The following is a 13,376-nucleotide window of genomic DNA, read 5'->3' as shown; positions in this document are numbered from 1 at the left end:
TCCGTATTTTCACCGACATTGCTCCCTTTAATTTAAGATCAGATTATGAAGTTGAAATATAAACTTATACTCATGCTGGTTCCGGTTATCATTCTGGTAACCGTCCTGACACTGGTTGTACTTAAAGGAAGCAGGGATGTAAAAAAGGAATTGAACATACTGATGGAACGCGATGTCAGTATTGTGAAAATGACTTCTGTGCTGTTGTCAGATGTAAATGATATCGTACCCCTTGTGGATAAGCTGACTCAAAGTATTAGCTACCATAACGATTGGGAGAGGGATCTTATAAATCTTCGAACTAAAAAGGATACCATCCTTTCGGCATTGGACAATCTGTCTAACAAGTTTTCAAATTACATGCCGGGCTATGAATTCGACTATACCGATCAGGTTTTCTATGATAAACTGGCGCTTGAAATTGAGATGCGCAAGAGCAGCTTTATTACGGAATACGAAGACTTCAGGGACCGGCTGAACGATCCTGAATCGTCGCCGGAAAAATTAATCAAATCCGGTGTGGATTTCAGGGCAAAAGCCATTGATTTCAGCGAATTCTTACGGCATATCAACTCAAGATACCACCGGCAGTTTGATGATTTTGTACGGCATGTTATTGCACATACCAACAGGAATTTTGCCCTTTGGCTGGGATTGATGTTTGTGATATTCGCTGTTGGTATTTTTCTGGCGGTGCACACCTTCAGAACTATCAGTAACCCTCTGGAAAAACTGAAAGAAGGTGTTGTCGAAATTAAAAAAGGCAACCTGTGGTACCGGATCAACGAGAATCCCAATTCGGAGTTCAGTAAAATATTTGAAGAATTCAACAACATGGCTTCGCGCTTATCGCTGGCAAGGGCTGAGGTTAACGATAAAAATGAAGAACTGATCAGAGCCAACAGAAAACTAAACGAAGAAAAACATAATGCAGAATCAGCGGACCGGCTTAAGTCTGCGTTTCTGGCTAATATGAGCCATGAAATACGCACGCCCATGAATGGCATCGTCGGTTTTACAGAACTGCTGAACGAAGAGGGCTTGACTGAGGAGGAACGCCGGGAATACAGATCAGTGATTAAAGTATGCAGTAATCAGTTGTTGCGCATCATTGACGATATTCTGGATATCTCAAAACTGGAAGCCGGACAACTTAAGCTGATTCCTGAACATGTGGACCTCTGCAGGTTATTCAGGCAGGTTCAAACCATTTATAACGGAACGGATAAGATTCCTGACGATGTGGATCTTTTATTTGAGATAAAGTGGGAATGCAAGGAAGACATCTGGCTGGACGCCAAACGCTTAAGTCAGATTATCATCAATCTTGTTGATAATGCCCTGAAGTTCACCGAAAAAGGATTTGTGAAGGTTACAGCTGATAAAATAAAAGATAAACTCAGTATTAAGGTTACCGATACAGGAATAGGCATACCGCCGGAGAAACAGAAGGATATTTTTGAACGGTTTACCCAGGCGCACACCGATAGTTTTTTCAGCGGAAAACACAGTGGTACAGGATTGGGTTTGTCAATTGTTAAGGCACTGGTGAATCTGATGGACGGAGAAGTCGGCCTCACCTCCGGAGAAGGTGAGGGGACCGAGTTCAGTATATTGTTACCCCTGAATACTACTGGTAACGCATCATCTTACTCAGATACTTCCCGATAATATCAAATTCAAGATTGACCACACTTCCTGGTTTAATCTGATGAAAATTGGTATACTCATATGTATAAGGTATGATGGCTACAGAAAACTGATTATCCTTTGAATTTACAACAGTTAGGCTTACGCCATTCACACTCACCGAACCTTTTTCGACGGTGATGTAACCCTGTTTGCCTTTTTCCCTGTCAAATTCATATTCAAAGGTGAAGAACCAGCTGCCGTCCATCTCTTCCACGCTCACGCAGGTTGCGGTCTGATCCACATGACCCTGAACAATATGTCCATCCAGGCGCCCGTTCATCAACATGCTGCGTTCAAGGTTCACCTTATCGCCCACTTTCAGCAGGCCAAGATTCGATTTATTCAGTGTTTCCTGAATGGCTGTAACCGTATAGGTCTCATTTGTCAGATCAACCACGGTAAGACACACACCGTTATGCGAAACGGACTGATCAATTTTTAACTCATTAACATAGGAACACTTCATGGTAATATGAAGGTTGCCACCGTCTTTCTTCAGCGATACAACTTCCGCTGCTTCTTCTACTATTCCTGAAAACATGATGATAAAAAATTTTAGGGTAAAAGTACTAAAATGCGGTTGATTAAGTAAACGATTTAATCAAAACCAATCATTAAACTTCATTGTTGTGCGGTTAAAGCTTCAAAGATTCCTCGCTTCACTTCGGAATGACAGGCAGTTGCTGGCTGTTGGGCAGGAGGATGGGTTGGTTTGCTATGGATTAGCAAACCAACCCATCCTACAGCCCCATATGAACCTAAGAGACTGTCATTCTGAGCGCAATAAAATGAAGCGAAGAATCTTTAATTAATATTTGTTTTTTTAACCAGACAACAATCATTAATCTTATAAAACGAAAGAACATGAGCAACTTACACCTAAAAAGCAATCAGGCAAACTTACCCGGATATGAACAGAGGGCTAAAAATGCACCGGTCTTAAACCTGTTGAATTCTTTTCTCAGAATATTTAAATTCTGAGGACTCTCCATTTAAAATACAATCCCTTTTATTGATGTAATATTAATTAAGATGAAAAAGATCACTTTTTTACTCCTGTTTACTATATTTTCAATTATCACGGTATCAGCGTGTGAGATTGAATTTAAAACCCTGGGAGAGGCAAAGGAAGTTTATTCCCCAGGTGATATTATTTTTGTAAAGCTGACAATCTTTTTAACACATCGTAATTGTCCCGAAGGTTTGGAGGCAACCAGATATGATTATCCCGGATTTAAAGTACTGGGTGCAACAGAATGGAAAGAAGTCAAGCCAGGTATGTTTGAACGCAAATTCAAATTGCAAGTCATTAAACCGGTGGATGGAAAATCCTCGTTCAGTGCAATCAGAACCTGTCAGAAGGAAGGTGGAAGTGGAACCTTTTCAGTGGATGTGAAGTGATGAAGAACAGCTATTTACCCCAATTTCTGATAGTAATCTTTCTGTTATTCTTTATTTCAGAAATTTCTTATGCATCAGAAAAGATCAGCACTCCCACGCAAGTTGAATCATCCGAAGACAGTGCATGTGCCGGATGTCCCAATGCTGCTTTATGTGAATCAGAAAACGAATCGTTACCGTTAAAAAGCCTGATTTGGCCTGTCCCCTTAATCCTGATTGCTGGTGGACTGTGGTTTTTTAAAAAAATTAGAACCTGGAGTTTTCTGCTTTTTGCAGGAGTTATAGCCGGAATATTTACGGTTCAACTGATCTATGCAGATAACGGTTTTGCCAATGGGAATCATGGAAGTCATGGTTCACATAGTAGCAAGTCCGGAGAGAAACCGCCATCAGAGGAATTTGCACCTTTTGATGAAGCCGGATCAGAGGAATTTGCACCTTTTGAAGAAGCAGAGGTAAGCAGCAGCAACGCTGATGAGTCTGCACCCTTCGAAACTCAGACCAATGGTCAGGATAACGATGAATTCAAATCGTTTAGTGATGGCGATAATGAATTTGCCGCTTTTGAAGGAAATACTGCTGCTGTAAATGCTGAACATAAAGAAGAAGAACATAAAGGAAAGGGAGATGGAACAGGCAGGGGTAAGGGAGGTCATGGTAAAGGTCTTGGAAGAGGTGAAGGCGGGCATGGCGAGAGCCTGGAACATGGCAATTCAACAGCCGGAACTGATGTTGCGGTCAGTCAAAAAGAACAGGATGCCAGGGCATCAAAAATCAGATATGTTGCCATCATTTTACTTATCACGCTGCTGGCAGGTATACTATCTTTATTTAAACGGACCCGGCAACTGAGGCCACTGTTTCTGTTAGGAGGTTTAATCTACATGGGTTTTTATAATGGCGGATGTCCCTGCATGATCTCCAGTTTCCAGGAATTTGTGATGTGGTTGTTTGGTGCACCCATATTCTGGGGACTAATGTTATGGTTTGTAGGATTACTGGTGATTACCTACTTTTTTGGACGTGTCTGGTGTGGCTGGTTCTGCCATTTGGGAGCACTCCAGGAATTTCTGTATAAAGCTGCCATTGTAAAACCACTCAGGAGTGTCAAAGCCCAGAAAGTATTAAAAATAATGCGCAATGTTACCATCGTTGTTCTGGTGGTGCAGATTGCCGTAACGCATACAAATGTGTTTATTCATTATGATCCGTTCAAGGTGGCATTCAACCTCTTTTCGGCTCATTTAAGCGGATACATCCTGTTATTTATTTTACTGGTCAGTTCTCTGATGATCAACCGTCCTTTCTGCCGTGGATTTTGTCCCGTGGGCCTGGTGATGGGATGGGTGTCCAGGTTGCCGGGAGCATCCATTTTAAAGCCATCGGACGACTGTATCGGTTGTAGGGTATGTAACAATGCCTGTGAAGTAGGTGCCATAACCCGCGAGGATAAAGTCAGCACTATAGATAATGCCGAATGTATCCGATGTGGGAATTGTCAGGATAACTGTACTAAAAGCGCAATTAACCAGAAATTCGGCAACAGCAAAATAGTTTTCGATTGCGTTAAACCGCTTTAAACGTTTGTAACCTCAATAATAACCGCTTGTTATGAGAAAATGGATTTTTCTTACTGCCCTTGTTGTACCCTTTCAGATCATGGCACAATGGAGCTGCCCGTCAAAGATCAACGCACATCTTAAACCTTTTTGGGAAGACGGTCCGGTAAGCTGGGCAATGGAAGGAGAAGCCGGAGGTGGCCTGCTGGGTGACAGGCAGCTTTTAAACGGCATGGGTTTGGGAGCACTTGAACTGTACCTGAACCACATCAGCATATATGCTGAAGGTGGTGTAAAATACTGGAATACAAACGAGAATGGTGTGTATTTTGAAAATACCCGCCTGGGTATGCGGGAGTTGTACCTGAATCCCTCACTGGGAAATCATAGTGTCAAAGTGGGGTTGCAATCCTTACAATTACAGGATATGTTCGTTTTTAATGAGCGGACCATGGCAGCCAGTTATCGCTATAAGAATAACGGCTTTTTGCTGGAGGCCGCCGCAGGTACAGTCTCTGAACAGTTTGCCAGAAACGGTTCGTTCTGTACCAAATGTTTCCAGTATGATATCATCATGAACCGGACAAGACCGTATCTCGCCAGCCAGCCTTTTGAAGAAAAATTTAGTGCGGTGACGGTTTCATTTAAACCGGCACAATACAAAAAAAAGGCGGAACGGAAATCAGAAAACCGGGAATCAAATGATGAATTCGGCAGTTTTGAAGAGGTCGGGAAAGATGAATTCAGCAATACGGACGAATTTTCAACGGATGAACTTAGTGGAGGAGGAGACGAATTCGGGTCATTTAATGCCAGACCCACAAAGAAATTTCCGCTGAAGCTGGAATCGGCAGGTGTAATTATATACAGTGAATTCGGGCAGTATAATGCCGGTACAGGATTCTGGAGTGGCGCATTCGGATCCCTTACCCTACCGTTGAATCTTACCTTTAAAACTGAGGCTTTGTTTCAGTATTTAGGGTCAAACCAGGGTACTTTTCTGATCAATTCGCTGGAAGGAAATTACAGCAGTAAACTGGGTTTTACGGACTTTTATGCAGTGTATTACCATTTTTTTAAAGGCACGCAGAATGCCACTCCGGCGCTGTCGTATACCAATTTGTTTCTGGGTGAGGTATTGCGGCTGGAATCCGTGGAAATGCCTTTGTTATCGGTCTATGCCAAACACCGGTTTAAAGGGAAGGGCTTGAGCATAAAGGTGCAGTATGCCACCAATACGGTTGCTGAAAGGTTGTACGAAGAAGATATACAGATCACTAAAACCCTGGGTAAACACTTTCATTTGTCCTGCACGGCAGGATATATTACACAACGATTGCCGCAAAACCGGACCTGGTTGGGCCGGGCCGAACTAAGATTCACCTTTTAATCTCAACATCATGGAACCAAAAAACGAGCGCAGAAACTTTATCCGGAAGTCCCTGATTTTTGCCGGTGCAGCAACTGTAACGGGCACCTGGTTATCGTCGTGTGCCAAATTAAGTTATGCAGGTTTACGAATCGATCCGGATATGTGTACCGGTTGTGGTGACTGCCTGGAGGTATGCTACTATAATGCCATCAATCTGGCTGGCAAGAGCGAATATAACATCAATAAAAGCACCTGTCTGGAGTGCGGTAAATGTATGGAAGCCTGCGAGGAAGAGGCCATTCACGTGGTACAATCAGATTACATTATTGATACTAAAAAATGTACGGATTGCGGAGCCTGTCGTGATATTTGCGAATATGAAGCGATTACGGTCTCTGCTGTCTATCATGAAATACTGACCGATGGTTGTGCTTATTGTGGTGATTGTGTGGCTTCCTGTCCGCAAAAGGCTATTTCTATTCCTGCTGTTGATATCACGCTGGACGAAGAAATATGTGTGGGATGCGGGGAATGTATTACAGCCTGTAATGCTCAGGGGCATGATGCCATCGTTTATGAACGTGAGGAATATTCGGTTCAGAACAAATGCAAGAACCACGAATGCAACAGCGAATGTGTGTCTGCCTGCGAATACGGTGCGATCACAAAATATGCGGGTAATGCAGCAATCATCGATATGTCGAAATGTACACGGTGCGGAAAATGTGTGTCTGCCTGTCCGCATGAAGCCATTCATCCGGCAAAGGTTGTATTGGATAAGACAAGCTGTGTGAATTGTGGCGCCTGTTTCCTGGTATGTGATTTTGAGGCTGTCATCAGGACACAGTTGGAGGAGGGTGAACCACATATCAACAAAGCGTTATGTGATAATTGTGATGAATGCGTGACTTCCTGTCCGCATGACGTAATCTGTAAGGTTGAACCGGAAAATTATGCACCTGCTGTTATCCATCAGGATACCTGCGAAAAATGTGGTGAATGTGTTCCGGTGTGTACACACGAAGCCATTTTGAAGATTAAACCGGCCAATTACGCCGAACCATTTATTGACGAGTCAAAATGTAACCGGTGTGGAAAATGCTTCGATGCCTGTGATAAATGGAATGCCATCGACCGGCAACTGCATGCCGCTACCATCGTAGACGAAAAATGTGTCAACTGTACCAAATGCGAACAATACTGTTCCTACGATGCCATAAAACCATTATAAATTCTGCCTTGTTTAGAGTGATCCTAAATTCAGACGGCATCATCTCCGGCATAAAATCTTTTCGTATTTTAAGCGGCTGAATAAAACTGAAAAGAATGAAGAAGCTGATTTCCGGAACACTTTTACTGGTGCTGTGCACTGTTGGTTTTGCAAAAAACGATCATAGTTACGACTGGCGTGGCATGGACCGCTCCGGGGTTTATAATGAAACCGGTTTATTAAGGACCTGGCCTGAAAACGGACCTGAACTGCTGTGGTCCATAGACAGCGGTCTGGGAACGGGATATTCTTCTCCCATTGTAACAGACAAAAATATATTTATAGCCGGCATGCAGGATTCCACAGGTCATATGTACTGCTACACGCTTGACGGGCAATTGATGTGGGATGTGACATACGGAAAAGAATGGAATAAAAACAGCTTCCCGGGCGCCAGAAGTACACCGGTTGTAAAAGGCGATAAATTATTCATGCTGTCCGGTCAGGGCAAGGCATTCTGTATGGATACCAAAAATGGTGAGATCCTATGGAGCCTGAATATTGGTGAACGGTTTAAGGCCGAACCACCCAATTTCGGTTTTTGTGAGTCGCCCTTGCTCGTGGATGATGTCGTTATTTTTACACCCGGCGGAAAAACCACAGCATTGGTGGCCCTGAAACAGAAGGATGGCTCGGTAATCTGGGAAGCACCGGGTAGGGCCGATGTCAGTGCATATTGCAATGCCGTGTATTTTGAACATAACAAACGCAAAGTGGTCGCAACCATGACCCTCCATTACCTGATTGGGGTGGACTATGAAACCGGCGATTCCCTGTGGACGGCATATTCTTACAAGAACTGGACTGACAATTGTATTTCGCCGTATTATAAAAACGGAGCCTTGTTTATTTCATCGCCATACGGTGAAGGTGCCCGGGTGTTTAATCTGAATGATGATGCTTCGGAAATTAAACTTAAATGGTACAATCAGGCTTTTGATAATCAAATCGGCGGTACCGTGGAACTGAATGGCAATGTATATGGCATCTCCAATAAAAAACATACGTGGATGTCAGTAAACCTTGAGAGCGGAACCACCAACTGGCAGGAACGTGGACTTAAAACGGGCAGTATTATTGCCGCCGATGGTATGCTGTACTGCTATGGCGATGATGGTGAACTGGCCCTGGTTGAACCTTCTTCAGCGGCGTTTAACATCATCAGTAAGTTTAAGGTATTTGATGGCCAGCAGCAGTTTACACACCCTGTTATTGCTGATGGCAAACTATATGTGAGGTACCAGGATCAGATGAAGGTCTTTAATCTGAAAAAGTAGGCTTTTAAGAAAAAAAAGTTGCTTTTACCGTTCCAGCAGTTTGATGTCGTGCCATTCTTCCCATAGCCGGCGGAAGCTTACGAAGTGGAGATCGTCAAAACCGTAAAGGCGTATTCGGTATGTAGGCTGGTGAATTATAATAAACCGTATGCACTATACTGTGTTGGCAAATATTTTTTATTCCAGCATAAAGTTAATAGGTATCGTATATGAAACCGGAATAGGTTTCCCATTTTGTTCCCCTGGTTTCCATCTTGGCATACTTTTAATAAGCCTCAATGCTTCTTTGTCTAAGATAGGGTCAACACTTTTCTCAATTTTGCAATCCATAATTTTCCCGTTTTTGGCAACGGTAAACTTAACGAAAACTTTTCCTGTAATTTTCTTTTTGCGTGCCTCTGCAGGGTATTTGATGTTATCACTTAAATACTTCATTAATTCAGCGTCCCCTCCTTTAAACTCAGGCTTGGGGTCAACGATGATTATTGTGTCTTTCCCATTGGTTCTGTACTCAATGCCATTTTTCATAAATGCACTGTATTCCTCTTTTTTTTCCTGAGCATTGGTCGCCGAATAGAATAAGATAAGTAATAAGATTGCCGTAGCTTTTTTCTGTCTCATCATTTATATAAGGTTATAGTGTATCAAAGCGATACAGGTTCTTTTCATTTGGTGAGACTAAAATACATAAAAAAGTGATACAGCAGACAAAAGGAGAGGGGCAAAAAATAAACCTGGCGGTACAGCACATCAGGATTTACTTTTTACGCGCATTTTATGTTTGGTTTTACGATGAAGCATCTGCTGCACAAGCCTGCATGTAAAAAATGGCACGGCATTGATTCAATGGATGGGTATATGCAAATGTAAGGAACATTGAAACAATATCGTATCAACTTGTCAAATCGCAGATTTGGCGGTGTTGATTAAATGACCTAAAGTTTCGTAACTCATTGTCCTCTTTCTATTTTATATACTGTGTTACTACACCTTTTATCAGTATTTCATCACAAATTCAATAATCTCTTTTTTAAAATTTTCAGGGTCGCTTATATACGGTTCATGGCTCGAATTAGGTAAAATCTTATAAAATTTATCATTGACTGAAGTACCAAAATTTTTAAAAACATCTAATCCTTCCTCAGGCACAATTAAGTCATCATATTTGCCCCAAATAAGTAATGAAGGTATTGTCACATCTGAAACTTTTGCTATAAGATTTTTTCCTTCAGCATCTTCATTCAATTTATCATTTACAATTTCCAGATTTGAAGATATGTATGCAGGAAAAGGATTATAACTTGAAAAAAAACCTATTTCTATATACTGACGAGCAGAAAGTGTTGCTAATTCCTCTGGTATAATTATTTCACCCGGCCAACCAATAAAAACTCTCCATTTATTTTTTTGTTCTCGTGACACTAAAGTCTGATTATCATTTGTCCAGTCAATTGCTTCATCCCAATGTTCAATCATATTGCCTTTAGCTATTTCCTCGTTAGCAATATTTATTAAAAAGGTCCTACGGTATTGCCAACTTAAATCATAATCAAAATTGTAAGCTCCGTCAATTGAAATCCAACCACTTATTTTAGTTTGATAATCAGAAGTAAGCAAATAGTTTATCCCTATAAATCCACCAAAACTGTGACCCATTAAATAAATATCAGGGTTTTCATATTTTGCTTTGATAACTGAAATTATTGCATCCAGGTCTTTAACAAACTGCGAAACTGTAAGTAATTTATCGTCAAAGTTTCCTTGTGCATTTCCGCAGCCTCGTTGGTCATAATAAACCATGGCAAAGTTTTCTTCAAGGCCTTGTGACCAGTTAAACATATCAGCCTTTGCTACATCAATACTTGTTAAACCAGGACCACCATTGATATAAATAACGAATTTTGAAGAAGCTGTATTTCCTTTAACCCAAACTGGTAATTCTGTATCATCAACTTTCACATGAAGGAAAGTGTCTGCATTAGATTTAAGTTCAGATTTTTCGCAAGAATTAATAAAAACAATAAGAACTATATAAAGTATGTATTTAAATTTTTCCATCTTATTTATTTTAAGCTGTATCTTATACCTAATTCAATTGCAAAATATCCAGTGCCGTTTGGAAAATTTGGAACTGTATATAAAAACTGGGGCTTGATAAAGTATTCAAACGGTATATTTTTTCTTAAACTTAAATCCTTACCAAACGACACGAAATAATTTGAAGTAAAATAATTATGCCCAACGATAGTTTTACTTACATCACCACTGCCATTTACTTCATAAGTGTTTGGTATAAAAGTCCGCAAATAGCCTAATCCCAAACCCAATTCATAAAATCCACCTTTATGATTTTGTCTTTTAAATTTAGCTTCTGGAATAAAAAATAATCCAGTTTGATACCTTTTATGGTAAAAAAATCCAAAAGTTGGACTGACTTGCAAACTCTTGTTTATAGTTTTCGAAGAATCATTTTTAGTATGCCTGGTTTTAACCCATTCCTTAAAATTAAAATCAGGACTAACTTTTATTCCGGGATGGGTAATCATTTCACCATAATAAGAGATTGAGACAGACTCTATGTTTTTAAATTGTGCCAAACAATTTGAGACCATTAATGTAAAAGCCAATAATGATAAAATTCTCATATTTTTATTTGCAAATCTACATTCCCAAAACAATTAAAAATTGTAAAAAATCATCAATTTGAATTGTTTCTAAAATATGCTTGTTGAATTCCAATATCTATTGAAGTTAATTGTTTTGGTGTCAAACCTGAAAATTTACTCATCTCCTTAATGAAATGAGCCTGGTCATAATAATTAAATCCATCATTGAAACTTAAGGCGCTAAATGCTTTTACCCTGGATAGGAATTGATTGGAAAATCTTACTAACATGCTGTATTTTTTGGGAGTTAATCCTAAGTGTTTTTTAAACTTCCTTTCAATTGTACTTGCAGAAGTATTAAACAACTTAGGAAAATCACTGATTTTACAATTTCCCTTATTGGTTTCAATATGTATTACAAATTTTTCAAAATCTTCATCACTATTGTTACATTGAGAGTTTAGGTATTTATTAAAGTAAGATTCAATTAAATGGATTCTATCCTTTTGCGAAGTGGTCTTAAAAATGTCTTTTTCTAGATCCAGAATTGACTCCCCAAAACATTCTCTGGGGTCTAAATTATTATTGATAGTTCGTCCAATTTCGGTTTTACAAAGCCTATAGAATGTTTTAGGGATAAATCTAATGCTTATAATCGGACTTTTAACTATAGTGCAAATTTGAGGAACAGTCCTTAAGCCAGCTAACTGGCTTTTTCTAATTTTGTATTCCTCAGTGAGTGGTAAAAACCTTTTAATATCGTAATTCGTGAATATTAATTCAATGGTATGGTCTGGTATTAGCTTATGTTGATTGTTTTTGGGGTGTACATCTGAATAATTTTCCCACCAGATGCAATCTATAATTTCAGACAAATTACCTTGTAGTTTTATTTCATTGTAATCCCAATCCATCTTCTAATGTGTTACTACCAGTATATCCAGACATTCAACCTCCTCATCGTATGTATCCGGCGTGTAAAACCGACAATTATCTGCTTTATTTTTTGTTGTGTATGATGATTCTTGTGCATGACAGATTTTATCAGAGCGGATCTAAAGGAAAGAGGTTCTTTTCAATTTTGGTGAGACTAAATTACGTAAAAAAGTAATACAGCAGACTAAAGGAGAGGGGCAAAATATAAACCTGGCGGAACAGCATATCAGGATTTACTTATTATGCGCATTTTATGTTTGGTTTTACAATGAATCATCTGCTGCACAAGCATGCATGTAAAAAATGGCACGGCATTGATTCAACGGTCCGCGTGTATGCTGTCGTATGGCGACAATCCTAACGGATATGGATTGTCAAGCCAAAATAGTTTTACTTAGATATTGGAATTATATGTTTAAACATAGCCATATGCAGTATGACGCACTGCTAGCCACTGGCCTATTATTCAACTGATATTAAATATTCTTCCGGAGTCAGTACGGGAATTCGGGATTTTTTAAAATCTTTTAAATCTCTTGTGATAATAATTTCTTGTCCATTTTCAATTGCAGAATAATACTGAAGTCCATCTTCAAAATCTTTAAAATTTGAATCATTAAGAGCCAGGTCAATAATTTTATCATCTAAAGAGAACACGTTAACTAAAACGCGAAATTTGCGTAAAATTTCTCTGGCTTCATCTGCAGATTTTAATCTGGTCAAAACGTAATTGGTATTCGCAAAGGTTAAAGAACTAATTGATAAATTAAGTTTTCTTTTATCTGCAAGAGAAAAAATCTTTGCTGCTGAGTCGTAGAATGGTTTTCTTTTGGACAATAAATCAAGCACTACATTTGTGTCAATTAAAAGATTTCTCATTTATATTTTTCAATTAAATAGTCAGTATAGCTTTCTTTATAATCGAAATCTGAATCCAGATTAATGACTCCACTTAAACTCTCAACAAGGGGTGTAATTTCAATCTCTTGCTTTTTATTGGTAGTCAAAGATGATAAGTAAGATTCAATAAGTCTTGATAAGCTAATTTTATGAGATTTTGCATACCCCTTAGCTCTTTCAATAACTGCCTTATCCAGGTTTAAAGTTAATTTTGTGTTCATTTCTTTTTACGTGTAAAAATATATTTTTTTTACGTAAAAGTCAAGTGGCAGGAATTGGATTTTAGATTATTTAATTGTTTTCTAAGGCTTGTGGCTAACCAGTAAATTTGCCGACATTGATTCGGCTTACTGTATGTATTTG

13 protein-coding genes are annotated in these 13,376 nt (G+C 39.4%); 6 read left to right on the top strand and 7 right to left on the bottom strand.

All coding sequences use genetic code 11. The features are described from left to right. Positions 1-45: 45 nt before the first annotated feature. Positions 46-1,671 carry a HAMP domain-containing sensor histidine kinase gene (locus tag ACE1EF_RS13770; protein WP_375721259.1) on the top strand — a complete coding sequence of 542 codons (1,626 nt, stop codon included), beginning with the start codon at positions 46-48 and terminating at the stop codon, positions 1,669-1,671. On the opposite strand, the gene ACE1EF_RS13765 is transcribed toward ACE1EF_RS13770, so the two are convergent. Then, a complete protein-coding gene (locus ACE1EF_RS13765) occupies positions 1,631-2,233 on the bottom strand; it encodes a riboflavin synthase (protein WP_375721258.1) in 603 nt (200 codons plus the stop codon). The genes ACE1EF_RS13770 and ACE1EF_RS13765 overlap by 41 nt on opposite strands. 491 nt (positions 2,234-2,724) lie before the next feature. Between ACE1EF_RS13765 and ACE1EF_RS13760 the strand changes: the two genes are divergently transcribed. The 5 genes from ACE1EF_RS13760 (at position 2,725) to ACE1EF_RS13740 (ending at position 8,571) form a co-directional block, all read left to right on the top strand. Beyond that, a complete protein-coding gene (locus ACE1EF_RS13760) occupies positions 2,725-3,093 on the top strand; it encodes a hypothetical protein (protein WP_375721257.1) in 369 nt (122 codons plus the stop codon). Further along, the gene (locus ACE1EF_RS13755) at positions 3,093-4,673 is read left to right on the top strand and encodes a 4Fe-4S binding protein (protein WP_375721256.1); all 1,581 of its coding nucleotides are present in this window, start codon (positions 3,093-3,095) and stop codon (positions 4,671-4,673) included. The genes ACE1EF_RS13760 and ACE1EF_RS13755 overlap by 1 nt, the downstream gene beginning before the upstream one ends. 31 nt (positions 4,674-4,704) lie before the next feature. Further along, on the top strand, positions 4,705-6,042 hold the full coding sequence (locus tag ACE1EF_RS13750; protein WP_375721255.1) for a hypothetical protein: 1,338 nt from the start codon (positions 4,705-4,707) through the stop codon (positions 6,040-6,042). 10 nt (positions 6,043-6,052) lie between these two features. Then, positions 6,053-7,255, top strand: coding sequence for a 4Fe-4S binding protein (locus tag ACE1EF_RS13745; RefSeq protein WP_375721254.1), 1,203 nt, complete (start codon positions 6,053-6,055; stop codon positions 7,253-7,255). A 95-nt stretch (positions 7,256-7,350) separates the two neighbouring features. Next, positions 7,351-8,571 carry an outer membrane protein assembly factor BamB family protein gene (locus ACE1EF_RS13740; RefSeq protein ID WP_375721253.1) on the top strand — a complete coding sequence of 407 codons (1,221 nt, stop codon included), beginning with the start codon at positions 7,351-7,353 and terminating at the stop codon, positions 8,569-8,571. A gap of 177 nt (positions 8,572-8,748) precedes the next feature. Here ACE1EF_RS13740 and ACE1EF_RS13735 read toward each other — a convergent pair whose 3' ends face one another. The 6 genes from ACE1EF_RS13735 to ACE1EF_RS13710 form a co-directional block, all read right to left on the bottom strand. Next, complete coding sequence (locus ACE1EF_RS13735; protein WP_375721252.1) at positions 8,749-9,195, bottom strand: energy transducer TonB; 447 nt, start codon at positions 9,193-9,195, stop codon at positions 8,749-8,751. 372 nt (positions 9,196-9,567) lie between these two features. After that, a complete protein-coding gene (locus tag ACE1EF_RS13730; RefSeq protein ID WP_375721251.1) occupies positions 9,568-10,629 on the bottom strand; it encodes an alpha/beta hydrolase in 1,062 nt (353 codons plus the stop codon). A 5-nt stretch (positions 10,630-10,634) separates the two neighbouring features. Further along, positions 10,635-11,216: a hypothetical protein gene (locus ACE1EF_RS13725; protein WP_375721250.1), complete on the bottom strand. Its 582-nt coding sequence runs from the start codon at positions 11,214-11,216 to the stop codon at positions 10,635-10,637. Between the two features lie 53 nt (positions 11,217-11,269). Continuing rightward, positions 11,270-12,091 carry a helix-turn-helix domain-containing protein gene (locus ACE1EF_RS13720; protein WP_375721249.1) on the bottom strand — a complete coding sequence of 274 codons (822 nt, stop codon included), beginning with the start codon at positions 12,089-12,091 and terminating at the stop codon, positions 11,270-11,272. 484 nt (positions 12,092-12,575) lie between these two features. Next, the gene (locus ACE1EF_RS13715; protein WP_375721248.1) at positions 12,576-12,992 is read right to left on the bottom strand and encodes a type II toxin-antitoxin system VapC family toxin; all 417 of its coding nucleotides are present in this window, start codon (positions 12,990-12,992) and stop codon (positions 12,576-12,578) included. Continuing rightward, entirely contained in the window at positions 12,989-13,234 is a 246-nt protein-coding gene (locus tag ACE1EF_RS13710) for a DUF6364 family protein (protein WP_375721247.1), read from the bottom strand. Before ACE1EF_RS13710 ends, ACE1EF_RS13715 begins: the two co-directional genes overlap by 4 nt. Positions 13,235-13,376 lie beyond the last annotated feature (142 nt).

Origin of the sequence: Quyinboa sediminis (assembly GCF_042219855.1) — a bacterium.
In the GTDB taxonomy this organism is placed as follows: Bacteria; Bacteroidota; Bacteroidia; order Bacteroidales; family UBA5342; genus JBHJHP01.
Note: the sequence above shows the minus strand (reverse complement) of the source record. Positions and strands in the feature narration are given on the sequence as shown.

Bases quoted from the DNA above. Each gene is read 5' to 3' on its own strand.
- ACE1EF_RS13770 (WP_375721259.1), top strand. From the start codon at position 46: ATGAAGTTGAAATATAAACTTATACTCATGCTGGTTCCGGTTATCATT.
- ACE1EF_RS13710 (WP_375721247.1), bottom strand. From the start codon at position 13,234: ATGAACACAAAATTAACTTTAAACCTGGATAAGGCAGTTATTGAAAGA.
- ACE1EF_RS13715 (WP_375721248.1), bottom strand. From the start codon at position 12,992: ATGAGAAATCTTTTAATTGACACAAATGTAGTGCTTGATTTATTGTCC.
- ACE1EF_RS13755 (WP_375721256.1), top strand. From the start codon at position 3,093: ATGAAGAACAGCTATTTACCCCAATTTCTGATAGTAATCTTTCTGTTA.
- ACE1EF_RS13735 (WP_375721252.1), bottom strand. From the start codon at position 9,195: ATGATGAGACAGAAAAAAGCTACGGCAATCTTATTACTTATCTTATTC.
- ACE1EF_RS13750 (WP_375721255.1), top strand. From the start codon at position 4,705: ATGAGAAAATGGATTTTTCTTACTGCCCTTGTTGTACCCTTTCAGATC.
- ACE1EF_RS13760 (WP_375721257.1), top strand. From the start codon at position 2,725: ATGAAAAAGATCACTTTTTTACTCCTGTTTACTATATTTTCAATTATC.
- ACE1EF_RS13720 (WP_375721249.1), bottom strand. From the start codon at position 12,091: ATGGATTGGGATTACAATGAAATAAAACTACAAGGTAATTTGTCTGAA.
- ACE1EF_RS13730 (WP_375721251.1), bottom strand. From the start codon at position 10,629: ATGGAAAAATTTAAATACATACTTTATATAGTTCTTATTGTTTTTATT.
- ACE1EF_RS13765 (WP_375721258.1), bottom strand. From the start codon at position 2,233: ATGTTTTCAGGAATAGTAGAAGAAGCAGCGGAAGTTGTATCGCTGAAG.
- ACE1EF_RS13725 (WP_375721250.1), bottom strand. From the start codon at position 11,216: ATGAGAATTTTATCATTATTGGCTTTTACATTAATGGTCTCAAATTGT.
- ACE1EF_RS13745 (WP_375721254.1), top strand. From the start codon at position 6,053: ATGGAACCAAAAAACGAGCGCAGAAACTTTATCCGGAAGTCCCTGATT.
- ACE1EF_RS13740 (WP_375721253.1), top strand. From the start codon at position 7,351: ATGAAGAAGCTGATTTCCGGAACACTTTTACTGGTGCTGTGCACTGTT.